Here is a 23,545-nt window from a genome sequence, read left to right as displayed (position 1 = left end):
ATTACTCGGTAAATGACGGCTGTGCTTCAGAAGAAGCTGGCTCGGCCGTATTGCCCGTAGAGTTTGTTGATGATTTACCGGCACCACCCGTAATAAATTTGCTAATTAGATCTTCAAGATCCATCGTACCTTGGGTATTTGAAATTGCTTCACCACGCTTGAGGTAGTTCAGACCACCACCCGGCACGATCTTGAGATACTTCTCACCCAATAACCCATTTGTCGATACCATAATGTAAGCATCTTCATCGATACTGGTGATGGATTTCATGTTATTAATTAGTTGCTGTTCCATCGTTTTTTGTTGTGCTGGAGCAGCAGCTTGATAGTCTGCGCTGTAACGCAGTTCCTCAAGTGCATTTTTCTCAACCGTTTTAAGTTGCTGTGCATTAAATGTGGTAAGTTTGCCATCTAAATCAAACGAAACAGTAGCTAAGCGGGTCACTGGGTCAAGCGTAATAGACTCAACCCGCCCAATGGTCACGCCGCTCATGGTGACTTTGGCACGCGGCTTTAAACCGTTGACATTGTCAAACTGCGCGGTCATTTTATACGGATCGCTAAGATTGGTCCCAGCAAGGCCACTCACTTTCATGGCTAAAAAGAACAATGCCACACCGAAAATAATCACAAATATTCCAACGGCCAGCTCACTTGTACGTGATTTCATTAAATACCTCCGAACATGACCGCAGTCAAAACAAAATCTGAACCCAGTACACACAATGACGAATACACCACCGTTCGCGTCATTGAGGTAGCAATCCCCTCAGGCGTTGGATCGCATGCATAGCCTTGATACACTGCAATCCAAGTACATACCAGAGCAAATACGATACTTTTAATAATGCCATTGACGACATCGTGACCAAACTGGACATTGCTTTGCATACCACTCCAGAAAGAACCTTCGTCGACGCCCAGAAAATCGACCCCCACCATTTTGCCGCCTAAAATTCCGATGGCAGCAAAAATCACGGTAAGCATCGGCAAGCTCACAATTCCAGCCCAAAGACGTGGCGAGACAATTTGCTTAAGTGGATCGACACCGATCATTTCCATACTGGCCAATTGCTCGCTCTGTTTCATCGAGCCAATTTCCGCGGTCAGTGCAGAACCTGCTCGACCGGCAAAAAGTAATGCAGCAACAACAGGTGCCAGTTCACGCAGCAAGGTCAAAGACACCATGGTGCCCAGCATTGCTTCACTGCCTACATTTACTAAAATTGAGTAGCCTTGTAAGCCGATAACCAAGCCAATAAACAAGCCCGAGACGGTTATGATCAACAGTGACATGACCCCAACACGGTACATCTGGTAAATAAACCGAGAAAAACCGCCAGAAGATGGCATGGAAAATAAAATCTGCAATAGCATCAGGGCCGCAACACCAATCCCTCGAACGCGCTCTATCACAAGCCGGCCCAGCCAAGCGATCGCATTCATGGCGATACCTCTTTATCTAAATAAGCGCGCTGACTAAATTGATATTCGACAGGCCCTTCAGCTGATCCTGTCAGGAACTGTTTCACATAGGCCGAAGCATTCGATTGCAATGCTTCGGGTGTGCCTTCACCCTGAATCTTGCCTTCTGCAACCACGTAAATATAGTCTGCAATCGATAAAGTTTCAGGTACATCATGCGAAACAATAATAGTGGTCAGATCAAGTGCTTCACGCAAAGATCGGATTAAACGGGTTAACACACCTTTGACAATCGGATCTTGGCCTGCAAAAGGCTCATCGTACATAATCAGATCTGGATCGAGCGCAATTGCACGTGCCAGCGCAACGCGTCGATTCATCCCGCCAGAAAGTTCGGTTGGCATCAAGTGCTCTGCACCACGCAGGCCAACCGACTCCAGCTTTAACCCCACGAGTTCGGCAATCAGATGCTCAGGCAGTTTGGTATGCGCTCGGATAGGGAACGCAACATTTTCATAGACGGACATATCGGTAAATAAAGCACCGCTTTGGAACAACATTCCCATTCGGGCGCGCGCCGCAAAGAGTTCGTGACGCGTCATGCTGGCAATATTTTTACCGTCTAGTAAAACTTGTCCTTGATCTGGACTCAACTGCCCACCAATCAGACGCAACAAAGTCGTCTTACCTGTTCCTGACGGCCCCATAATCGCTGTAATCTGACCACGACGAATAGACAAACTAATGTTGTCATAAATGATACGATCGCCGCGATTGAAACTTAGATTTTGGACGTCAATTAAAGCGTCAGAAAAGGATGACGTTAAATTATTCATAGCAGAGTAGATTCCTGCATTTTTTTAATGCTTGCATAATATAGCACTGAAACTGCTCAGGATTGTTATTATTTTGACAATGCAGCGTTTCATTCATCCAGGTGATGTTGCTGAAAAAGCACAGACAAAACGCGTATTAATCTTGGTAAAAATAATAAGAGAAATAGAAAATATTACATAACATCAAGACAAAACTTAAGCACGGCAACCACCAAGCGCGTGTCATAAGCGCCTTAATGAAGCCTGAGCCATGGTGATGTTTTTGATTACGCATTTATATAAAATTTCTTGATATGATTCTCAATATTGATCATTTTACACAGTTTTATCACAATAAAAAAGCTGGCCGAAGCCAGCTTTTTATTTACTTTTGTGAATTAACGGTCGTTTTTGCGACGACGATCACCTGATTCACGATTGAAAAATTCTTCTTTCGTACCACGATTTGGACGGTCTTCGCCACCAAAGCTACGTTTTGGACGATCTTCACCACCGAAGCTACGCTTTGGACGGTCATCACCAAAAGAGCGCTGTGGACGATCACCAAAACCACCTTCACGACGTGCAGGACGATCGCCAAAGTCACGCTTAGGACGATCACCAAAACCGCCTTCACGACGTGGCTTGTAATCTACGCGATTGCCACGGTTGTCATCGTTTGAATCGAAACGCGGTTTATCGTTGAAGCCACCTTCACGGCGTGGACGATCTGAGTTAAATTCGCGACGCGGACGATCTTCACCACCGAAGCTACGCTTTGGACGGTCATCAAAACCACCTTCACGGCGTGGACGATCTGAGTTAAATTCGCGACGTTGACGATCTTCACCACCGAAGCTACGCTTTGGACGGTCATCAAAACCGCCTTCACGGCGTGGACGATCTGAGTTAAATTCGCGACGCGGACGGTCTTCACCACCAAACGGACGCTCACCACGTGGGCTATCATCGAAGCTACGACGTGGGCGATCATCACGACCACCTTCGCGACGTTTGAAGTTACCTTCACCTTCAAAACGACGACCGCCGCCGCCAAAGCTACGACCACCGCCATCACGACCACCACGGCCATTACCGCCGCGACCACGACCACCACCATCACGGCCTGAACGTGCAGGCGGTGGAGATGGCTCAAGACCTTCAATTTCAGAAACGCTTAAACGCGCATCTAGGTAGTCTTCAAGCGCACGAATCTTGCCACGCTCGCGGTAAGTTGCAAGTGTAATAGCTTGACCAGTACGACCTGCACGGCCAGTACGGCCAATACGGTGAACGTAATCTTCATGCTTCATTGGTAAGCCGAAGTTGATCACGTGTGAAATAGTTGGTACATCTAGACCACGTGCTGCTACGTCAGTTGCAACCAAGATTTTTGCTTTACCTTCACGGATGCTGCGCAAACGACGGTTACGTACGGTTTGTGGCATTGCACCGTGCAAAGCAACAACTGAATGACCCGCTTCAGCAAGTTCTTCAGCTAACATGTCAGTGTCTTCTTGCGTGCTTGCAAACACAACAGCCTGATCCATTTTTTCATCACTTAACCAATGGGTAAGCAATTTTTTCTTGTGCTCAAAACCATCTGTCCAGTGAAGTGTTTGGGTAATATCAGTGTTGGTTGAATGACCCGTTTCAATGGCAATACGCTGTGGATCTTGCATCATGCATTCAGCAAGACGAATGATACGATCTGCAAATGTTGCAGAGAACATTAAAGTCTGCTTACGGTTAGCAGCCAATTCGCTAATCGCTTCTAGGTCTTCAGAGAAACCAAGATCAAGCATACGGTCAGCTTCATCAACAATTAACGCATCAACTTTATCAAGTTTAAGTTGACGACGGTTAACCAAGTCAAGCAAACGACCTGGCGTTGCAACAACTACTTGAGCGCCTTTAAGTTGCTGAATTTGCTTAGCAAAAGGCATACCGCCCATGATTGCAGCAATACGTACGCCTTTCATGTGGCGAACGAATGCAATCGCATCTTGACTGACTTGCTGTGCAAGTTCACGCGTTGGTGAAATGACAAGAATATTCGGTTGAGTTACGGCGCGCATACGTTCTTTAAATGGAAGGAACGTATCTTGACCCGCAAGTGCATGAAGTGTTGGCAACAAAAATGCTGCAGTTTTACCAGAACCAGTTTGGCTAGAAACTAAAAGATCTTTACCTTCTAAAGCAGCAGGAATTGCTTGTTCTTGAACAGGAGTCGGGCTAGTAAAACCAAGATCCTGTAGTGCATTTTGTAGAGATTCGTGTAGAGAGAAATCGGCAAAAGTTTTGCTCATAGAGAGTTTCACCCTAATGGGTGCTCCATTTTAATAAATACAAATATGGACATCGACAAAAGGCGGCACGGCATCTTAGGCTGAATAATATGAAATTCAGCAGCAATCCGAATAACGACGATGTAGACTATACGCACGCATGATTACGGCCGGAACCTGAAGAATCGCTGAGCGATTTGGGCGCAATGAATGGTCCTCTCTATGGACAGCGTGCGCATACAATGAATAGAACAGAATGTTCAGGTAATGAACGGAAATTTAAGTGCGTTGCGATATTATAGCAGAAACTTTTTAAAAGTCACCTTATTTCTCAGTTTTTTCATAATATGTTCTTTTTTGAGGCCTTTAAATGGTCCATCTGGTAAAAAAACACCCTCTTGATGAGGGTGTTTTTTTAAGTAAACTCAACCACATGGCGATTATTTCGCCATTTCACCCCATGCAGGCACCACGGTTTGCATCAGTGGTTTAAGCATTTTCATTGAGGTCGCAAGCACTTGACCATTTTCAAACGAATCATGTCCACCGCGTGCATCCACCATAACGCCGCCAGCTTCTTTTACAATCAGCTCACCTGCAGCGATATCCCACGGTTTTAGGCCTACTTCAAAGAAACCATCAAAACGGCCCGCAGCCACATAGGCCAAATCGAGTGCAGCAGAACCTGCACGGCGGATGTGAGCACCAGCTTTAGTGACTGCAAGCAATGATGCAAAATGTTGCTCGGCATAAGAAACGATTTCACCATTACGTTTAGCACGGTATGGGTGGCCTACAGCCAAGAACGTATTTTCTAAATTTTCACGAACATTTACGCGGATACGGCGCTGGTTCATGACCGCACCACGACCACGACTTGCAGAGAACATTTCGTCGCGTACAGGATCGTAGATCACACCGTGCTGGGTCACACCTTTGTGCTGAACTGCAATTGAAATACAAAAATGAGGGAAACCATTGATAAAGTTTTGTGTGCCATCCAGCGGGTCGATCACCCAGCACCAGTCTGCATCGTGGCCTTTGCCTTCTTGCAGACCAAACTCTTCGCCCAAGAAGCTATGGTTTTTGTAACTTTTACGAAGGGTATCGATCGTGAGTTGCTCGAGATATCGGTCAACGCGCGTTACCGGACCTTCAATGCCTTTCTCTTCAACTTGTAGGTCGAGCTTGTGACGATTCTGATGTGCTTTTAAAAGCTCTTGACCAACTAATTGAGCCGCTCGCGCAGCCATAACCACCATAGGTTCCATTGAACACCCACTACAAATTTGAAGATTTTGACAAAGAATAATGCATAAAAGCGCGGCAATTCTATCAAATTGCCGCGCCTTTTGGTAAATAAATTCGAGTTTTTTTAGCGGAATCTGTTTAAACCGCTTGTACAATCCTTAACCAAGCCTTTTCAATTGCGTTTTGGATCCCCTCAGCATCCAATCCACAATTTTTTAGCATCTGGGCATGTGTAGCTTGATGAATGAAAGTATCTGGTAATCCCAAATTCAAAACAGGCTTCAAGATTTGCGCCTGAGCCAAGTACTCATTGACTGCACTGCCTGCACCAGCCATGACCGCATGCTCTTCAACCGTCACAAATAAATGCGTGCGTTCAGCCAGATCGCGAATGATTTGCTCATCAAGCGGTTTGACAAAACGCATATTGACCACAGATACGCCTACATCATATTTTTGCGTCAATTGTTGTGCTGCCTCGACTACAACAGCAACGCGGCTTCCAAATGCTAAAATCGTGATTTGCTCATCGTGAGTCGTACTCGACTCAAAGACCACCTCAGCCTTACCGATTTCCAGTTTGCTCAGATTTGACTGAATCTCAACGCCTAAGCCTGCACCACGCGGATAGCGTACCGCAGCCGGGCCTGGATACTCATAAGCGGTATGCAGCATCTGACGGCACTCGTTTTCATCTTTAGGCGCCATGATGATCAGATTTGGCACTGTACGCATGTAAGCATAATCGTATGCACCTGCATGCGTCGGACCATCTTCACCGACAAGTCCCGCACGATCAATACCAAACGTCACATCCAGATTTTGTAACGCCACATCATGAACCAACTGATCATAACCACGCTGTAAGAAAGTCGAATAAATTGCCACAACAGGTTTAAGCCCTTCACAGGCCATGCCAGCAGCCAACGTGACCGCATGCTGCTCGGCAATCGCCACATCAAAAAAACGCTCTGGATACTGCTGAGCAAATTTGACCATACCCGAACCTTCACACATCGCTGGCGTAATTGCCATTAAGCGTGAGTCTTGCGCCGCTTCATCACATAACCACTGTCCGAATACATCGGAATATTTAGGCGGTGATTTCTTGGCTGGCGCGGTGGTCACAGGCGCGACTTTACTAATCGCATGATAAGTAATCGGATCGGCTTCGGCCGGGATAAAACCTTTGCCTTTTTTGGTATATACGTGAATTAAACGTGGCCCTTTGCGTTTTTTGAGGGCATGGAACACATCAACAAGCTGATTGACATCATGGCCATCAAAGGGACCAAAATAATCAAACCCAATCGCTTTAAATAAGTTATCAGCTGCATCGGTAGCCGACTGATGCAGGCGTGAATTATAGGTCCACTGCGGATGCGGCTGGACATAAGCCTGCCCCTCTGCATCGATATTGACCAAATGACCTTTTTCCCAAATGGCAGCCAAGTGTTTGGCAAAACCACCGGTACTACATGAAATCGACATGTCGTTATCGTTGAGGACGACAATCAGATCTGCGTTGTGAGCGACGGCATCATTCATGGCTTCAAATGCCATACCTGCAGTCATGGCACCATCGCCTACAATACTGACCACCTCACACGGATTTTTTTGGTAGCGGCGTGCCAGTGACATGCCCAAACCTGCGGAAATTGCAGTAGACGAATGCCCGACACCAAAGGTATCAAATACCGATTCTTCGCGTGCAGGAAAAGCCGCAAGACCATTTTGAGCACGAATAGTCGTCAGTTGTTCACGACGACCTGTAAGTGCTTTGTGCGGATAGGCCTGATGTCCCACATCCCAAATGAGACGGTCATTTGGTGTATTAAAACAATAGTGTAGAGCAACCGTTAATTCGATCACGCCCAAATTGGCACCAAAGTGGCCGCCACTTTGACCTGCCGCATACAAGATAAACTGACGCAACTCATCAGCCACCTGTGTCAGTTGGCTAGGTTCGAGCTGACGTAATTGTTGCGGATGATTAATTTCATCTAACAATGGCGTAACAGGACGGTGAGTTGGAATTTCGGTATACAACATATGTGGCAAAGCCTTTTTAAGCCTGGCAAATCCTAAGCTGGGTAAATGGGAATTCGATACGCATATCGAATTAAATCACCTTCAATCAGCCACATTTCTAACGATGCAGTATTGAGCACAACTAACATGTGCTTAGGGTGGCGTAGATTATCCTGAATAATCTCACAATTTATCAACCATTATTGTCCGCTTTCTAAAAAAAAGAAAAGGTTCTGAATAATTTCGACATGACAATTCTACCAATCTCTAAGCATTACGCTATACTTTAGCCGATTTCATTGACCTAAAGATGAGTAATTTGTGGCTATTGAGTTTGTCGCGACCTCTAAACTACCGACCCAATTTGGTGACTTCAATATTTCAGTCTTTCAAGATCCTGTAACGGGCGAAGAGCACGTTGCATTGTCTAAAGGCTTAGAGTCACCACCGACGGCGCCAGTGCTGGTGCGTATTCACTCAGAATGCCTCACTGGCGATGCATTTGCATCGCTCAAATGTGATTGTGGTCCACAGCTGCAAGCTACACAGAAACTGATCAATCAAGCAGGTCAGGGTGTGATTTTGTATTTACGTCAGGAAGGCCGTGGCATTGGATTGACCAATAAAATCCGTGCCTATGCACTGCAAGATCAGGGACACGATACCGTAGATGCCAATTTACTGTTGAACCTACCCGCCGATGCACGCCGCTACGACATGTGTACCATCATGCTGGATCATTTACAGATCAAGCAGGTCAAGCTGATTACCAATAACCCACTCAAACTGAATGCGCTAACCGATCTTGGCATTGATGTTACCGAACGTGTTGCTCTCACGGTGGGCAAAAATCCGTTTAACGAGCAATACCTTAAAACCAAAAAAGAGCGTATGTCTCATCTCTATCAAAAAGATGACTTCTAAGCGATAGATCATTGAAATTGACGCTTGAGTCATTTTTGGCTCAAAATCCCTTACTTTTTTTAAGGTTTTATGTTTTGATGATCAGACGCGTTTAAGTTTTTATTTGAGGCACAGCATGCAATATCCAACTTCAGACGATATTCAACGGGTCCGTGAGTTTCTTCTCGATCTTCAAGCACGTATTTGTAGCCGCCTTGAACAGCAAGAACAGCTTGGGGGAGGAAGTGCGACGTTTGTGATTGATGATTGGGAGCGTCCAGAAGGTGGCGGTGGCCGATCCCGGGTGTTGCAAAATGGTGACGTGATTGAAAAAGGTGGTGTGATGTTTTCACACATCAACATCTCTCAACTGCCCGCCTCTGCTACGGCACGCCATCCTCAAATTGCCGGTGCCAAAGCGCAGGCGCTTGGCGTATCACTGGTCATCCATCCTAAAAATCCGAATATTCCGACTTCACATGCCAATGTACGCTTGTTTGTGGCTCAGCCTGAAGGACATGATCCGATCTGGTGGTTTGGTGGCGGATTCGATCTAACCCCATTTTATCCAAATGATCAGGATGTCCAACACTGGCATCAAACAGCATTTGATTTGTGCCAACCTTTTGGCGATGGTGTATATGCCGAGCATAAGCAATGGTGCGATGACTATTTTTATTTAAAGCATCGTGATGAACAGCGTGGTGTGGGTGGTTTATTTTTTGATGATTTGAATGCTTGGGATTTCGATACATGTTTTGCTTATATGCAGGCCGTAGGTAACGGTTATCTGGATGCGATCTTGCCAATTTTTGAGCGCAATCGTGATAAGCCCTACACACCAGCGCAACGTGATTTTCAGCTTTATCGTCGCGGGCGCTATGTCGAATACAATTTAGTCTATGACCGCGGCACCTTATTCGGCTTACAAACTGGGGGCCGAATTGAATCGATTTTAGTGAGTTTACCTAACCTCGCTGCATGGACCTATCGTCCTGAATGGGATCAAGATTCTGCCGAGAAAAAGCTCACCGATTACTACCTCAAACCACAAGATTGGTTAGGTCTGCTGTAATATCTCCTTGCAAATGAGACTGTTTCTTATCGAGACAGTCTCTTGTCTATTTTGAATTATCGTTTATGCTCTAACATGGAAATCCCTGATGCAGGCACTTAGGGGTTGCAAACCAAGAAAGATGCTTACAGTGTAAATCGATCCTGCATGTCATGCTTATTTCATCAAGGTTTGTTTTACTTATTCAATTCTTATGAAAAGGCTATCTCCATGTCCCATCTCTTTGAAAATAATCGCGCATTGTTATTTTGGATGACCGTTGCAATCTTGATTGTTTCGTCTGTTATTACGCTCGGATTTGATAACGTCTATTCCGATGGTATCTCGATTCCAATTAACGTCTTTGCCAGTGTCGGACTATTTTTGATGATGATGACCCATGTGATCGAAGAGCTTGAGTCGATTTGTAATCCTTAAGCTCTTCAATCAACGCATTGTGACTTAACCCGCTTTGCCCGCGACAAACGGATTAAACTGTTTTTCATGACCAATGGTGCTGATCGGGCCGTGGCCTGAAATAAACTGGGTTTGATCTGGCAAGCTAAAACATTCACGCTGGATAGACGCGAGTAATTGGGCATGATCACCGCGCGGGAAATCTGTGCGCCCAATTGAGCCTTTAAACAACACATCACCTGTCCAGAGCAAATTATAGTCTGCACTATAAAACATGACATGACCTGGCGTATGCCCAGGTGCATAGCGCACTTCAAACTCAGTTTCACCGAGGGTCAGTACTTCTCCGCCCTCAAGCCATTGATCCACTCGAACTGGCTGTGGAATGGGAAAGCCATAACGCGCAGAGACTTCTTGAATCATATCGAGCCAAAAGGCATCTTCTTTGTGCGGGCCAATCACAGGCACTTGCCACAGCTGGGCAAGCTCTCCAACCGCACCTGCATGATCCAGATGCCCATGCGTAAGCCACAAGGCTTTTACTGTTAAACCCAATTCTTCAACGGTCTGTTTTAACTTTTGAGCTTCACCGCCCGCATCAATCAGCACAGCCTCTTTACTTTCACTGTCCCACAAAATTGAGCAGTTCTGCGCAAAGGCCGTAACCGGCACGATTTTCACTTGTAACATAGTGTTCTCTTCACTCAATGCTCACGATATGCAAGCGTGTAATCTAGGGCATCCAGATTCACTTTAAGGAGTTGTGTTAACAACTCAAGATGTTCAGCATTGGTGTTTAATGCTGGAATATACTCGTAACGCTGACCACCAGATTCCAAAAATAGTTCAGCATTTTCTACTTCAAGTTCCTCTAAAGTTTCCAAACAGTCCGCAGAAAACGCCGGGCTTAAAATTTGAACACTTTCTACGCCACTTTTGCCCCACTCTTCAAGCAAGGCGTCGGTATACGGTTTGACCCATTCCTGCTTTCCAAAACGAGACTGGAAGCTGATGGCCCATTCATCTTCGTGTAATCCCAAATGTGCAGCAACCAGTCGAGCCGTTTCACGGCAACGCTCTGGATACGGATCACCTTTGTCGGCATAAGGCTGTGGAATACCATGAAACGACATCAAGAGTTTTTGTGCCTTGCCATGAGTTGCCTGAAAACGTGAAATACTGTTGGCCAGTGCTTCGATATATAAAGGATGACGATAGTAATCTTTCAGAATTGTCAGGCCCGGCAAATGGCGCTGCTTGGGAATCCAGCGCGCAAAGGCATCATATAGCGGTGCAGTTGAAGTGGCCGAATATTGTGGAAATAACGGCAATACAATCACATGCTCTTGTGGCATTTGCGACAAGTTTTTGAGCACCGCTTGAATGCCCGGATTGCCATATGACATGGCCGGAATAATATTCAGGTCTAAATGAGGATACTGCGTATCGAGCTGCTGCTTAATGCCCGCAACCTGTGCATACAGAATTTCCCGCATGGGTGAATCCTGATTCCAGATACTGGCATACGCCTCTGCAACGCGCTTGGGACGAAACGGCAATACAAAACAATTCAGAATAATCTGCCAAATCACTTTTGGAATTTCGATTACCCGCTGATCCGATAGGAACTGTCGCAAAAATTCACGCACAGCCGGTGCTGTCGCAGCATCGGGTGTGCCCAGATTGGCCAAAATCACTGTAACTTTTGGTTTAGGTATGCTTGGCATACTTTGTCCTGTATCAATACCCTATGACTGAGCTTAATGTATCAGGTTTTCAGGTTATTTATAAATTGGAATATGAATCAGTTTTTGATTGAAAATTTCGATTTTGATGTTGAAAGTAGCGATCAACCATATGCTGCCCTGCTGCGGTCAGTCGCCACTGCATTCGTTGCTGTTCATCACGTTGAACCGGAACAATCCATTCGTTTTGTCGCATTTGCAGTTTGATGTGATACAAGCCATGCACCAGAATTTGTGCCCGTCCGACCGCATAGACCTGAGGCAGCGTTTTTTGTATGTCGCTTAAGGCGGTATCATTGAGGTAATCATTGAGGCACTTGGCAAAATATTCTTCGGGGATTGGGCTTTGAAACACCTTGGAGAGCTCATACAGCAGGCGCCCCCATGGCTCGGTGCGTTGCAAGGTTAACTCGTGAATATGGCCATCTTCATAGGCCTGAATACGGTATTCAAACCGATACACGTCGTCGATGGACACATCACAAATGGCCACCATATCCTCTTCGCACTGACGCAGTGTACGCTGTAATTGCAGAAGCTTGCTGCGCAGATGATCAATTTCATCTTGCAGAGTTTGCATATTTTGCGGACGAATCCAGCCCAGTACCGGAAAACACTCCAGCATATGCAGCATGTTGCTGCGCAAGGTATGCTCCAATTCACGTAAGTTTTGATAATAAAATACCTGATCGACTTCTTGCTGTAGCTGCTTACGAAATTCGATAAATTTTGCACGAGCAGGTGCCGATGCATCATGTAATTCTTCTGCACGCGCATCGGGATCGGCATGCATGAACACCACCATAGGCTTTTGCTTGGTGATGGCGTAGATATACTCCAGATGCATATAACTAATGCCCGAAACCGAGCAGTCGCCGTATTGGCTACCCAAAAGCAAAATCACATAATCACAATCATCAATTTGCCGACGGGCAATTGCGGTGCTTACGGGTGAGCGCTGTTCGACACACCACGATGAAAAACCCATTCCAATCAAGGTTTGTGCAATCACACGGCGCTCAGGCGACATTTCTGCACCTGAGGTTGCGACAAACACTTGATAGCGCCGATCGAGCATGCGGCAGTCCTCTTTCAGCTACTGATGGATTGCAAGGAAATAAAGATCAATCTTATATTTATCATGAATCGAATCTTTTTATTTGGTCTTTTGCGCAGTATAAACCTGAATCGAGTTTAGCTGCCACGTAAGATGCGATGGAATCAAGTGCTCAACCACCTGACGGGTCTGTTGAAGTTGCTGACCTGTGACAAAGCACGCGATCCGCAATCCCGAGGCATGTTCATGTTCAGCAATCAGTTGATGTTTAATCAGAATTTGGGCCGTTTGTCGTGCCACCGCAACACCTGAATCAATCAGAATGAGCTGGCTGCCAAATAACTGCTCAATCGCATCTTTTAAAAATGGATAATGGGTACATCCCAACACCAGATGATCTGCCCCCTGATCAATCACGGGTTGCAATATCTGACGCAATAACGTCAAACAGGCGTGGCTCATTTCCTGCCCCGCTTCAATCAGCGGCACCAGCTCCAGACACGTCACTGGTATCACGCGCACCCCCGCAGGCTGTGCAAAGTGATCAATTACATCCTTGATGAGCTGTCCACGAAAGGTGGCCGGCGTTGCCAAGACCGCAACCACCTTCGATTTACTTTGGAGCACCGCAGGTTTTAACGCAGGTACCAGCCCCACAATCGGAAACGATTCGCCATAATGGGCACGCAAACTGTCTAGGCTAAAAGCGGATGCGGTATTGCAGGCCACCACAGCCATTTTACAGCCCTGACGGTATAACCATTCAATACCACGGGCCGTCAACTGACGAATATCGTGATCGGGCCGTGGGCCGTAAGGTACATGCGCTGTATCGGCCAAATATACGATCTGCTCATTGGGCAAATGACGGGCAATTTCCTGCGCAATCGACAAGCCACCTACACCCGAATCAAACACCCCGATGGGTGCATCGGCAGACGCCGCAGGCATCGGGTCAAGTTCAAGAGAAACAGGAAAGATGGCAGTCATTTCAGCACTTCAAAGACAAGATGGAACTGAGCATCAAGCTTAAACCTCAACTGTCTAAATGCAAGAGCAAATCACCACTTTTTAGTGTTAAAACCACTTTTCCATCCGGTGTTTCATCGAGCTGGCCCAGTTCTACCAGATGATAAAATACCTGTCGTTGAATTAAGGCATTGAGTCCAAAACGTACATGTACATAGGGGCGCCGTTCGCCAGCGTATTCCTGCATAAAAATCGGATGTGCATCATCGACCAGCACCACATCCTGATTGGTCGTGGTCAATTGCAAATACGCCTGCCCGTCAATCTGAACCTGCTCGACCCGATTGACCAATAAAGGCGCATCTTCAACCTCGATTTCGATTTGCTCGACCGGGGTTTTCAGATAAAATTTGCCCGCCTCTTGCCACAGTACACTTGAGAACAGATCCAGCATGCTTTGTCGTTTCATCAATTGACCTTCGTGCCACCATTCTCCATTGGCTTTAATGATCAAATCCATTTTACCGCAATGCTTTGGGTGCCACTGGTCGAGAGGCGGTATTGACCTTTTGTGACTTTGCTGTACATCTTTTACGTATTGTGCAATGTTGATTAAGTTTTTATCATCATCTGAGGGTGATTTTTCACTCTCCTGAGATGAATTATTTTGATTTACCATAGTTTATGCCTTGCTGACGAGAAAATATAACGACTCAGCCAATTGGCTAGATGACGGTTTAAATCTATACTAGCCCAGACTATTAAAGACACGATCCGTGGCTTGTGTCTAGAGATTCAGAACACTCATGGCAGCACCGAATATCAAATTACGGTTGCCACCCTTAGCAATATGAGGAGTCCTACATGGAACACATCGAACGAGAAGCGATGGAGTTTGACGTAGTGATCGTTGGTGCAGGACCTGCAGGTCTGTCTGCTGCGATTAAAATTCGCCAACTCGCGATTGAAAATAATTTATCCGATCTATCCGTCTGCGTCGTCGAGAAAGGTTCCGAAGTAGGCGCTCACATCCTGTCTGGGGCGGTACTTGAGCCACGCGCAATGAATGAGCTTTTTCCGAACTGGAAAGAAGAAGGTGCGCCGCTAAATGTACCGGTTACCGAAGATAAAACCTATTTCTTGATGTCGGATGAAAAGTCTCAGGAAGCACCACACTGGATGGTGCCTAAAACCATGCATAACGATGGCAATTATGTCATTTCACTCGGCAATGTGGTGCGCTGGTTGGGTCAAAAGGCAGAAGAACTGGAAGTGTCTATTTTCCCAGGTTTTGCTGCAGCAGAAGTGCTTTATCATGCTGATGGCACCGTTAAAGGTATTCAGACTGGCGACATGGGCATTGGTAAAGATGGTGAACCAACGCATAACTTTGCGCCAGGTTATGAACTGCATGCCAAATATACCTTGTTTGCCGAAGGATGCCGCGGTCATTTAGGTAAACGCCTGATCAACAAATTTAATCTCGACAAAGATGCCGATCCACAGCATTACGGTATCGGGATTAAAGAGCTTTGGGAAATCGATCCAGCGAAACACAAACCGGGCTTGGTGATGCACGGTTCTGGCTGGCCATTGAGTGAAACAGGCTCATCGGGCGGCTGGTGGCTTTATCACGCTGAAAATAACCAAGTGACCTTGGGCATGATCGTGGATTTATCTTATGAGAATCCGCACATGTTCCCGTTTATGGAAATGCAGCGCTGGAAAACCCATCCCCTCATCAAGCAATATCTTGAAGGTGGCAAACGTATTTCGTATGGCGCACGCGCTGTGGTGAAAGGTGGTTTGAACTCATTGCCGAAACTGACCTTCCCAGGCGGTTGCTTAATTGGTGATGACGCAGGTTTCTTAAACTTTGCCAAGATCAAAGGCTCTCACACTGCCATGAAATCTGGCATGCTGTGTGGCGAAGCGGTATTTGAAGCGATTGCACGTGGTGTCGAAAAAGGCGGTGACTTGGCTGTTGCCCGTGTCGTGGAAGGTGATGATCTGTTCGACAAAGAACTAACTGCCTACACGCACAAATTTGACAACAGCTGGCTCAAAGAAGAATTACACCGCACCCGTAATTTTGGTCCAGCCATGCACAAGTTTGGCCTCTGGATGGGTGGTGCATTTAACTTTGTTGACCAAAATATCTTTCAAGTGCCATTTACCTTGCATGACCTGCAACCGGATTATAGTGCTTTAAAAACACAAGACAAAGTCAGTGTTAAGCCGACGTATCCAAAACCTGATGGCAAGATTACTTTTGATCGTTTGTCTTCTGTGTTTGTTTCAAATACCTTGCATGAAGAAAATCAGCCATCGCATTTGAAATTGACCGATGCCAGCATTCCTGTTGCAGTGAATCTGCCTAAATGGGATGAACCGGCACAGCGTTACTGTCCTGCGGGTGTATATGAAGTTGTGGCTGAAGATGGTGCTGCGCCGCGCTTCCAGATCAACGCTGCAAACTGTGTACACTGCAAAACCTGCGATATTAAAGATCCTTCGCAAAATATCACTTGGGTGACACCAGAAGGTGGTGGTGGTCCAAACTATCCAAATATGTAAATATTTGGATCGTTCTTGCGAAGCGATAATCGCTTCTCATCTCCAAATATATCGTCATACGCTTAAGCTAGAGCGGGTGGTTAAACAAACCACCCGCATAAAAAAACTGGATCAAGAATCCAGTTTTTTTATTTTCAGTATGAATAATTAATGTGTCATTAACTGCACATAGACCTGTTTAAATAAATCGTAGTCGATATATTCAAGATGTGCTTCCTGTACGCCTTGTACAGTTGCTGGGCTAAGTTTATTTTGATGGGTATCGACATAAACACGCCCTAAGATATTGGCCACCTCGAGCAACTGTTTACGCTGAGTCGCATCCAGTTCATTTTCTTTTTCAAAGCTCAGTATATACTGCTGGGCAAACAAGCGTTGTGGCTGATGTTTAAATTGTTGCTGCAACGTCTTCCACTGCTGACGCTCGGTTTTGGTTTGCATGGCTTGTGTCACGATACGGTCAACGTCATAGCCGAGTTCAGCATCAAATTGATCGTCCTGCACCAACTTATGCTTTTGTTGCAACTGTTTTATCACGGCCAAACGCTTTGCATTAATCGGATTGGTTTTTTCATCTGAATACCAATAAGCATAAACCTGCGCAATTTCGTTTAAATCCTGACGTGAATAATGTCGAACAAACTCAGGTGAATCTGCCGTGAGCTTGGCAATGAATACGGCATTAAAGGTCTTTTCATAAGATCGGGTTTGATCGTAAGTGCGTTCAGCCAGTTGATTTAACTGATCGTCCCAAGACAATTCAGCACCTGAAGAGGTCTTTGATGTGGTGTCCTGCCCTAAGGTTTTACTTAGATTTCCCACAAGCCCTTCAACCATGGAGCCCTTACTGGCCTCCTTAAATGATTTGGCTTGTTTTAACTGCTTGGTATCGATAGGTGTCGCATGGCCATAGTTTTGTATTAGGGTATCGGCACGAAGATTAAGCTTTTTGTCACTGCCCGGCAAAGTAAAGCCGAGATTATAGTCGATGGTAGCCGCTCGACCTTGAGCATCAAGACCGACATCGAGGACAAACGGATTGGAGCTTTGTACCTTCGCCTTTACACGCTGAATCTCAGCTTGATGTTTATTCCATAAAGCTTTAAACGCATCTTGATCGATAAACTGGTTTTGATCGTAAGCCGCAAAAGTTTTGGCCAGTTCAGCACGTGCTTCAGTGAGACCCAACATTTTTGGTGTCTGTACCGATTGCAGAACATCGATGTCGTACTGTTGCATACAATAGGTCGCATCGCCTGCCGCAATCGGCTGATTTGACTGATTCAAGGCTTGGCATGCTTCGGCATCTAAACCGTCTACAACCGCGACAGACGTCTCCTGATCCGATGCCTCAGAGTCAGATTCGGACTCAAGCTCAGTTGCCTCGAGTTCTTCGCTGGCCGTTAAATTAAATTTTTGATTGAGTAACTGATACAGCGACAGTGCAGCAGCATCGGCTTGTTGCTCAGGTGTCTCTTTACCAGTCACGATTTTTTCGGCTTGCTGAGCTGTGGCCTCACCTTCCGCCCACTGCTCAAGCGATTGATCTTTAAGCCCTAAAACAGACTGGTTAAAGTATTTTTGATTGACCTGTTCAAACATTCCCGATTGTAGTAGTACATCCTCAAGCGTGGTCTTGAGACGGATTTTTTCAACCACACCTTTGGCTTGATCATTACGATTTACCGATAGACGCTGTAATTGTCCGGGTTCGGCCAGATCATACATCACAGCAGTCGAGGCCTTCAGATACTCGACCAGCTTTTGCATATTGACCTGTTTCAATTCCTCTGAATATTTAGAAAAATCGAGATAGGCCAATGAGTCTTGGCTCTCCTGATTCACCAGATACGGCATAATCGCAAAATAATTGGTATAAAAACGATAGGCCTTTAAGTCCAGAATCATCGGAACTTTGGCCTGCACCAACAAGGTAGGCTTTTCATAACGTGCCGTTAAATTAAAGCTGCCGATCCGTTCGCGATAGTGAATGGAGCCGTCAAATTTAAATTGAACGTCATTTAAAATATTGAGTAAGGTCTCGGCTATTTTTTCAAAACGCGATGGATCAAGCGCACCCGATTTTTTTTGCTGCGCAATGGCCGCGTAAAAGGCCTGTTTCTCCGCAGAACTCAGCTTAATCTGTTGATCTGCTAAAAATTGATCGATTTTCAGCTGCAAAGCTGGATCGAGCAAAGCAGGCGCTGGGTGATTTTTGCGACTTTGAGCTGTCGATGCATCCACGTTTACTGAAAAATGACCGCTATAGTCATAACTTGGATATTGATACATGGCATTTAAACCACGAACAGCTTGCTGATCAAGCGCTTGCTTTTCATTATTGGTTTTTATGACATGTTGGGTACAACCACTCAGACTCAAACCCAATAAACAAAAAGTTAAGTATTTTAGACGTATCATTACCGATTACACCGTTAATATAGTTATAGTTTCAAAGCTTCAACTTGTTTTTTTGAAAAAAACACAGGTTTTTGACTGTATCAGAAAATCAGAATCAAAACGAACCACATCGATCTTCAATTCGCTTTTCTGACATTTTTTTCAAGTCACGTTATCAATGTTTTTTTAGCCAGCTGTGTCAATAATAAATCATCAATAGAGCCACTCTATTCCAATCCATTTAGGAGTTAAGACGATGCCAGCGTATAAAGCCCCACTCCGTGATGTACGTTTCTTGATGAATGAAGTGTTTGATTATCCTGCGCACTTTAAAACTCTGTCAAACGGAGAAAATGCAGATCCAGATACTATCGACATGATTTTAGAAGGTGCGGCCGATTACTGTGAAAATGTATTGTCACCTTTGTATCAAAGTGGTGATGATGAAGGTTGTCATTTTGAAAACGGTGAGGTGCGCACTCCAAAAGGTTATAAGGAAGCCTACGACCAGTTCGTACAAGGCGGCTGGCAGGGTCTTTCGTATCCGGAAGAATTTGGTGGTCAGGGCTTGCCTATGTCACTCAATCTCATCAAATCTGAAATGATGGGTACTGCAAACTGGGCTTTCACCATGTATCCGGGCCTAAGTATGGGCTGTATGAATACCATCTTGCAGTTTGGTAGTGAAGAACAAAAAAATACTTATATGCCACACTTGGTGGCAGGAACATGGTCGGGCACCATGTGTTTGACCGAGCCACAATGTGGTACAGATTTGGGACAAGTCAAAACCAAAGCCGAACCTCAAGCAGATGGTACCTACAAGCTCACTGGAACCAAAATTTTTATTTCGGCGGGTGAACATGATCTGACAGAAAATATCGTGCATATTGTGTTGGCACGTTTACCAGATGCCCCTCCGGGAACACGCGGTATTTCACTATTTATTGTGCCAAAATTTTTGCCAACCGCAGACGGCGGTGTAGGTGAGCGCAACACGGTGAACTGTGGTTCGATTGAGCATAAAATGGGGATCAAAGCCTCAGCCACTGCAGTGCTTAACTTTGATGGTGCAACCGCTTATCTGATTGGTGAAATCAACAAAGGTTTGCATGCCATGTTTACCTTTATGAATACCGCACGTATCGGGACAGCGGTACAAGGAATCGCACATGCCGAGCTGTCTTATCAGGGATCATTGCCATATGCCAAAGAGCGTATGTCCATGCGTGCACTCTCTGGGAAAAAAGATCCAGATAAAGTGGCCGATGCGATTATCCATCATGCCGATGTACGTCGTATGCTGTTGACTCAAAAGGCGATTGCCGAAGGTGGTCGTGCCATGATTTATCATGCTGCACAATTGGCCGATAAAATGACCGATGCACTTCTGGTGGGCGATCAGGCAAAGTATGAAGAATACGACGATAAATTAGGCTTTTATACGCCAATTTTGAAAGGCTTTTTGACCGAGCTGGGCCTAGAAGCTGCCAATAATGGCGTGCAGGTGTTTGGTGGGCATGGGTACATCAAAGAATGGGGTATGGAACAAATCGTACGTGATGCACGCATTGCCACTTTGTATGAAGGAACAACAGGCGTACAGGCGCTCGATTTGATTGGTCGTAAAGTATTATTGTCTTCAAAAGGTAAAGTAGTTCGTGACTATACTGCCGAAATTTTGAAATTCTGTGGCCGTCATGCACGTAACAAATATCTGCGCCGTTTTGCTTGGGATTTAACCAAACTATGCGCACAGTGGAATACACTGACTGTACGTATTATGCTTGCCGCACGTAAAGACCGTGACATTGTATCGTCTGCCTCAATGGATTATTTGATGTTCTCAGGCTACGTGATGATGGCTTATTTCTGGGCACAGCAGGCAGTGATTGCTTCTGAGAAATTAGAAGCAGGTGACGGCAAAGAAACTGCGGAATTTTACAAAGCTAAAATTAAAGTTGCAGACTTCTATTTTGAACGCTTGTTGCCACGCACTCAAGGGCATGCAGAATCGATGGTGAATCCATCTCGCTCCTTGATGGCACTGCCTTCAGAACATTTTAGTTTTGATTATTAATTCAAATTCAAAAAAGGGCATCCGATGATGCCCTTTTTTTTAATCGTCTCTTTTTTCTAGAATATATTCTTGCTTAGGTGCGATGAGTCCAAATTCTAGTTCACGGCGTGGATTTAATTTTTCGTGATCGATCGTACGCGCCAGATTAAGCTTTAAATCTTGATCGGGTTCAATTTTGTAGTAAATGTCGACGCCTTCGTTTAGCTCTATCACGATCTGGTTGTGGGTTTTATCTAAGGTCCAGTTATCTTGACGGTAGGCACTTTTTTCCTTGATGTTGCCTTCTGCGCCCAGTCGTCCCGGATTCACCAAGGTCTGATGTGCTGTACCATCTTCTAATAACGTCAAAATATATTCGGCACTGCCCTGCGGACAATTAAATGCCGTATCTACACAGGCAATACGCGTGTGATAACGCCCGACATAACGCAAAGCATCTTCAGAAATTTCGGCATTTTTAAATGCATGCTGTGAAACTGGCAACGTCGCTTGCCCAGCAACATCGGATAATTTTTTGCCCGAATCGATCTGTACATTCATTTCTGAAGGGCGTACATGTTGACTCGACACATGCTCGTGCGAAGGATTGCTCGCATCACAAGCGGTCAGACTCATACCGATTACCCCCATACACATCAGGTGAGGTAGCTTGATCTGCTGTGACGATGAAAAAGGCATCATATTCATATCACAAAATACCGTAAACAAGACAAAACAAATAAGTGCGTGATAAGACTTAATTGTTGAAGAGCGTGAAAAAAAGAGCATGGTCGTAGCAAGACTGCAGCCTGATACTCACCAGCTAAAGTTTAAACATCCGCTGTTTAAAATGAATGCAATTGTAAAATGGATCACGCCTTGAGGTGGGATTGCTTTACATAATTTAACCTTTTAGTTGCGTTTGTCACTTTAAAACAGGGCGACCTGCCCCACAAATAAAAATACAAGCATCAAGTTTCAAGATGTTTGCCGATATTATTTTTTAAGGAGAAACGTTAATGGCCACTACGGGTTTATACCGTTCCAACCGACAACATATGATCGCCGGTGTAATGGGCGGTATTGCTGAACGTTTTGGTTGGAACGCGAACTTACTTCGTTTGATTTTTATTGTGATTTCACTGATGAGTGCCGCCTTTCCGGGTATTTTGGTGTACCTGATTTTATGGCTGGTGATGCCAAAGCAACCGAAACGTTTGGCCTATAGTACAGTCAATGAGGGGTATAGCCATCCGGTTCGCACCGTACATGAAGATCGACACTCACGTTAACCCACCCTTTGACCATGTTGGTCGCTACGGTTGTTTCCCCTAACATCAACCGTAGCTTTTTTTTGTTTAACTTTGCGTATGTAAAATAAGTTGTTGCTGGAGTGCTGCAATCATGTCGGCGCGGCTGATGATCCCCACTAACTGAGTCTGATCGACCACAGGAATATAATTAAACGATTTTTCGACAAAGTAAGGAATTAAATCGCCAATCGGCTGTAGCGGCTGTGCCGTGATCACCGTCCGATTCATAATTTGATTCACTGTAAATTCCCACGATGCCCGTGGATCTGCTGCGCGTTTAAACCATTCCACCACATCATAAAGCGCTAGCGTGCCGACCACCTGTTTATGCTGGTCAATCACGGGCAAGCTCATCAAGTTAATCTGTTTAAATTTTTCTAGTGCATCTTGAATTTCTTCGTGCTGATCAAGCGTCATGACGTCTTTACTCATAATATCGGCACAGACAAAATGGCTGATCTGGCGCTGCTGCGCCTGCGCTTGCGCATCTAAAATAATTTTTTCTAAATCGTACTGACTGATATCGAGCAGCTCGGTCTGTGCCTGCATAGCACGCTGGATATCTTGTGGCTGAATGGTGACTTTTTGTGTGGGTGTCGGATCACTCGAACGCGTATTGACATGCCGAGGATACGGAAACTGACGACCAATCAAACGGTTAAATCCGATTGCAAAAGCCATTAATAAAACAGAATTGAGCAGGACGGGATATATCACAAAGGCATAGCCCAGTTCATGTACCGTCGAACCACCCAATACTGCGGTAATGGCCACAGCACCACTCGGCGGATGTAAGGCATCGGTCGACATCATCAGAAAAATTGCAATACCGACCGCAATGCTCAATGCCAGTGTTTGATCTGGAATCCAGAGCGCACAGCTCACGCCTACTAGAGCGGCCAAGGTATTGCCCACCACAATATTCCACGGCTGAGCCAAAGGACTAGATGGCAAAGCAAACAGCAATACAGATGAAGCCCCCATCGGCGCAATGTACCAAGCATTCATGCCATGGAGTACCCACCAGCTTACCCAAGACGAAATGGCCAATCCAAGCAAGGCACCCACTGCACAGTACATCCGCTCTTTGAGCGCCAGCACGCGAAAATCGGGTTTTAGATCATTTAGCCAAGTTTGCTTTGTTGGATTCACCTGTCGTACGCCTCGGTATTGAACTGCCTGAGGGACAAAAGTATAAACAGACCAACCTTAAAAATGCATTTAAATTATATCTTATACAC

20 protein-coding genes are annotated in these 23,545 nt (G+C 45.5%); 6 read left to right on the top strand and 14 right to left on the bottom strand.

Going from position 1 to position 23,545, the window contains the following annotated elements; all coding sequences use genetic code 11:
• Nucleotide 1 precedes the first annotated feature (1 nt).
• The 6 genes from mlaD to dxs all read right to left on the bottom strand — a co-directional run bounded on the left by mlaD (nucleotide 2) and on the right by dxs (nucleotide 7,831).
• Nucleotides 2-670 carry an outer membrane lipid asymmetry maintenance protein MlaD gene (gene mlaD / locus KCV09_RS13760; protein WP_004934486.1) on the bottom strand — a complete coding sequence of 223 codons (669 nt, stop codon included), beginning with the start codon at nucleotides 668-670 and terminating at the stop codon, nucleotides 2-4.
• On the bottom strand, nucleotides 670-1,446 hold the full coding sequence (gene mlaE / locus KCV09_RS13755) for a lipid asymmetry maintenance ABC transporter permease subunit MlaE (protein WP_004934483.1): 777 nt from the start codon (nucleotides 1,444-1,446) through the stop codon (nucleotides 670-672). The genes mlaD and mlaE overlap by 1 nt, the downstream gene beginning before the upstream one ends.
• Nucleotides 1,443-2,261 (bottom strand): ABC transporter ATP-binding protein, encoded by an 819-nt coding sequence (locus KCV09_RS13750; RefSeq protein WP_104123878.1) that lies wholly within the window; start codon nucleotides 2,259-2,261, stop codon nucleotides 1,443-1,445. Before KCV09_RS13750 ends, mlaE begins: the two co-directional genes overlap by 4 nt.
• Before the next feature lie 377 nt (nucleotides 2,262-2,638).
• Nucleotides 2,639-4,549, bottom strand: a complete 1,911-nt coding sequence (locus KCV09_RS13745) for a DEAD/DEAH box helicase (RefSeq protein ID WP_212515288.1) — start codon at nucleotides 4,547-4,549, stop codon at nucleotides 2,639-2,641.
• Between the two features lie 419 nt (nucleotides 4,550-4,968).
• A complete protein-coding gene (locus tag KCV09_RS13740; protein WP_004934467.1) occupies nucleotides 4,969-5,799 on the bottom strand; it encodes an inositol monophosphatase family protein in 831 nt (276 codons plus the stop codon).
• A 118-nt stretch (nucleotides 5,800-5,917) separates the two neighbouring features.
• Nucleotides 5,918-7,831: a 1-deoxy-D-xylulose-5-phosphate synthase gene (gene dxs, locus KCV09_RS13735; protein WP_212515286.1), complete on the bottom strand. Its 1,914-nt coding sequence runs from the start codon at nucleotides 7,829-7,831 to the stop codon at nucleotides 5,918-5,920.
• 300 nt (nucleotides 7,832-8,131) lie between these two features.
• Here dxs and ribA point away from each other — a divergent pair, with 300 nt between their 5' ends.
• From ribA to KCV09_RS13720, 3 genes are all read left to right on the top strand, one after another.
• Nucleotides 8,132-8,734, top strand: a complete 603-nt coding sequence (gene ribA / locus KCV09_RS13730; protein WP_004934462.1) for a GTP cyclohydrolase II — start codon at nucleotides 8,132-8,134, stop codon at nucleotides 8,732-8,734.
• A gap of 115 nt (nucleotides 8,735-8,849) precedes the next feature.
• Nucleotides 8,850-9,788, top strand: coding sequence for an oxygen-dependent coproporphyrinogen oxidase (gene hemF / locus KCV09_RS13725; protein ID WP_212515285.1), 939 nt, complete (start codon nucleotides 8,850-8,852; stop codon nucleotides 9,786-9,788).
• Between the two features lie 210 nt (nucleotides 9,789-9,998).
• Nucleotides 9,999-10,205: a hypothetical protein gene (locus KCV09_RS13720; RefSeq protein WP_212515284.1), complete on the top strand. Its 207-nt coding sequence runs from the start codon at nucleotides 9,999-10,001 to the stop codon at nucleotides 10,203-10,205.
• A gap of 24 nt (nucleotides 10,206-10,229) precedes the next feature.
• Here KCV09_RS13720 and KCV09_RS13715 read toward each other — a convergent pair whose 3' ends face one another.
• The 5 genes from KCV09_RS13715 to KCV09_RS13695 form a co-directional block, all read right to left on the bottom strand.
• On the bottom strand, nucleotides 10,230-10,874 hold the full coding sequence (locus KCV09_RS13715) for an MBL fold metallo-hydrolase (protein ID WP_004934450.1): 645 nt from the start codon (nucleotides 10,872-10,874) through the stop codon (nucleotides 10,230-10,232).
• A 14-nt stretch (nucleotides 10,875-10,888) separates the two neighbouring features.
• A complete protein-coding gene (hemH, locus tag KCV09_RS13710) occupies nucleotides 10,889-11,911 on the bottom strand; it encodes a ferrochelatase (RefSeq protein ID WP_212515283.1) in 1,023 nt (340 codons plus the stop codon).
• Nucleotides 11,912-11,969: 58 nt separating this feature from the next.
• Nucleotides 11,970-13,007: a DUF4062 domain-containing protein gene (locus KCV09_RS13705; RefSeq protein WP_004945132.1), complete on the bottom strand. Its 1,038-nt coding sequence runs from the start codon at nucleotides 13,005-13,007 to the stop codon at nucleotides 11,970-11,972.
• Nucleotides 13,008-13,085: 78 nt separating this feature from the next.
• The gene (gene murI / locus KCV09_RS13700; protein ID WP_212515282.1) at nucleotides 13,086-13,976 is read right to left on the bottom strand and encodes a glutamate racemase; all 891 of its coding nucleotides are present in this window, start codon (nucleotides 13,974-13,976) and stop codon (nucleotides 13,086-13,088) included.
• Nucleotides 13,977-14,022: 46 nt separating this feature from the next.
• Nucleotides 14,023-14,634: a DUF1285 domain-containing protein gene (locus KCV09_RS13695; RefSeq protein WP_004934440.1), complete on the bottom strand. Its 612-nt coding sequence runs from the start codon at nucleotides 14,632-14,634 to the stop codon at nucleotides 14,023-14,025.
• 185 nt (nucleotides 14,635-14,819) lie between these two features.
• On the opposite strand from KCV09_RS13695, the gene KCV09_RS13690 reads away from it, so the two are divergent.
• The gene (locus tag KCV09_RS13690; protein WP_151814912.1) at nucleotides 14,820-16,532 is read left to right on the top strand and encodes an electron transfer flavoprotein-ubiquinone oxidoreductase; all 1,713 of its coding nucleotides are present in this window, start codon (nucleotides 14,820-14,822) and stop codon (nucleotides 16,530-16,532) included.
• Nucleotides 16,533-16,679: 147 nt separating this feature from the next.
• Here the strand turns inward: KCV09_RS13690 and KCV09_RS13685 are convergent, their stop codons facing one another.
• Nucleotides 16,680-18,953 (bottom strand): hypothetical protein, encoded by a 2,274-nt coding sequence (locus KCV09_RS13685; protein WP_151814911.1) that lies wholly within the window; start codon nucleotides 18,951-18,953, stop codon nucleotides 16,680-16,682.
• Between the two features lie 235 nt (nucleotides 18,954-19,188).
• Here KCV09_RS13685 and KCV09_RS13680 point away from each other — a divergent pair, with 235 nt between their 5' ends.
• Nucleotides 19,189-21,012 (top strand): acyl-CoA dehydrogenase C-terminal domain-containing protein, encoded by a 1,824-nt coding sequence (locus tag KCV09_RS13680; protein ID WP_025095684.1) that lies wholly within the window; start codon nucleotides 19,189-19,191, stop codon nucleotides 21,010-21,012.
• Nucleotides 21,013-21,051: 39 nt separating this feature from the next.
• Here the strand turns inward: KCV09_RS13680 and KCV09_RS13675 are convergent, their stop codons facing one another.
• The gene (locus KCV09_RS13675; protein ID WP_004934427.1) at nucleotides 21,052-21,699 is read right to left on the bottom strand and encodes a hypothetical protein; all 648 of its coding nucleotides are present in this window, start codon (nucleotides 21,697-21,699) and stop codon (nucleotides 21,052-21,054) included.
• A gap of 311 nt (nucleotides 21,700-22,010) precedes the next feature.
• Between KCV09_RS13675 and KCV09_RS13670 the strand changes: the two genes are divergently transcribed.
• Nucleotides 22,011-22,283 (top strand): PspC domain-containing protein, encoded by a 273-nt coding sequence (locus tag KCV09_RS13670; protein ID WP_004934426.1) that lies wholly within the window; start codon nucleotides 22,011-22,013, stop codon nucleotides 22,281-22,283.
• Nucleotides 22,284-22,349: 66 nt separating this feature from the next.
• Here KCV09_RS13670 and KCV09_RS13665 read toward each other — a convergent pair whose 3' ends face one another.
• Nucleotides 22,350-23,456, bottom strand: a complete 1,107-nt coding sequence (locus KCV09_RS13665) for an HPP family protein (RefSeq protein ID WP_004934421.1) — start codon at nucleotides 23,454-23,456, stop codon at nucleotides 22,350-22,352.
• Nucleotides 23,457-23,545 lie beyond the last annotated feature (89 nt).

The sequence above is a fragment of the Acinetobacter soli genome (genome assembly GCF_018139125.1).
GTDB classification, from domain to species: domain Bacteria; phylum Pseudomonadota; class Gammaproteobacteria; order Pseudomonadales; family Moraxellaceae; genus Acinetobacter; species Acinetobacter soli.
Note: the sequence above shows the minus strand (reverse complement) of the source record. Positions and strands in the feature narration are given on the sequence as shown.

Coding starts and splice junctions, on each gene's coding strand:
- mlaD (WP_004934486.1), bottom strand. CDS start 670: ATGAAATCACGTACAAGTGAGCTGGCCGTTGGAATATTTGTGATTATT.
- mlaE (WP_004934483.1), bottom strand. CDS start 1,446: ATGAATGCGATCGCTTGGCTGGGCCGGCTTGTGATAGAGCGCGTTCGA.
- KCV09_RS13750 (WP_104123878.1), bottom strand. CDS start 2,261: ATGAATAATTTAACGTCATCCTTTTCTGACGCTTTAATTGACGTCCAA.
- KCV09_RS13745 (WP_212515288.1), bottom strand. CDS start 4,549: ATGAGCAAAACTTTTGCCGATTTCTCTCTACACGAATCTCTACAAAAT.
- KCV09_RS13740 (WP_004934467.1), bottom strand. CDS start 5,799: ATGGAACCTATGGTGGTTATGGCTGCGCGAGCGGCTCAATTAGTTGGT.
- dxs (WP_212515286.1), bottom strand. CDS start 7,831: ATGTTGTATACCGAAATTCCAACTCACCGTCCTGTTACGCCATTGTTA.
- hemF (WP_212515285.1), top strand. CDS start 8,850: ATGCAATATCCAACTTCAGACGATATTCAACGGGTCCGTGAGTTTCTT.
- KCV09_RS13720 (WP_212515284.1), top strand. CDS start 9,999: ATGTCCCATCTCTTTGAAAATAATCGCGCATTGTTATTTTGGATGACC.
- KCV09_RS13715 (WP_004934450.1), bottom strand. CDS start 10,874: ATGTTACAAGTGAAAATCGTGCCGGTTACGGCCTTTGCGCAGAACTGC.
- hemH (WP_212515283.1), bottom strand. CDS start 11,911: ATGCCAAGCATACCTAAACCAAAAGTTACAGTGATTTTGGCCAATCTG.
- KCV09_RS13705 (WP_004945132.1), bottom strand. CDS start 13,007: ATGCTCGATCGGCGCTATCAAGTGTTTGTCGCAACCTCAGGTGCAGAA.
- murI (WP_212515282.1), bottom strand. CDS start 13,976: ATGACTGCCATCTTTCCTGTTTCTCTTGAACTTGACCCGATGCCTGCG.
- KCV09_RS13695 (WP_004934440.1), bottom strand. CDS start 14,634: ATGGTAAATCAAAATAATTCATCTCAGGAGAGTGAAAAATCACCCTCA.
- KCV09_RS13690 (WP_151814912.1), top strand. CDS start 14,820: ATGGAACACATCGAACGAGAAGCGATGGAGTTTGACGTAGTGATCGTT.
- KCV09_RS13685 (WP_151814911.1), bottom strand. CDS start 18,953: ATGATACGTCTAAAATACTTAACTTTTTGTTTATTGGGTTTGAGTCTG.
- KCV09_RS13680 (WP_025095684.1), top strand. CDS start 19,189: ATGCCAGCGTATAAAGCCCCACTCCGTGATGTACGTTTCTTGATGAAT.
- KCV09_RS13675 (WP_004934427.1), bottom strand. CDS start 21,699: ATGAATATGATGCCTTTTTCATCGTCACAGCAGATCAAGCTACCTCAC.
- KCV09_RS13670 (WP_004934426.1), top strand. CDS start 22,011: ATGGCCACTACGGGTTTATACCGTTCCAACCGACAACATATGATCGCC.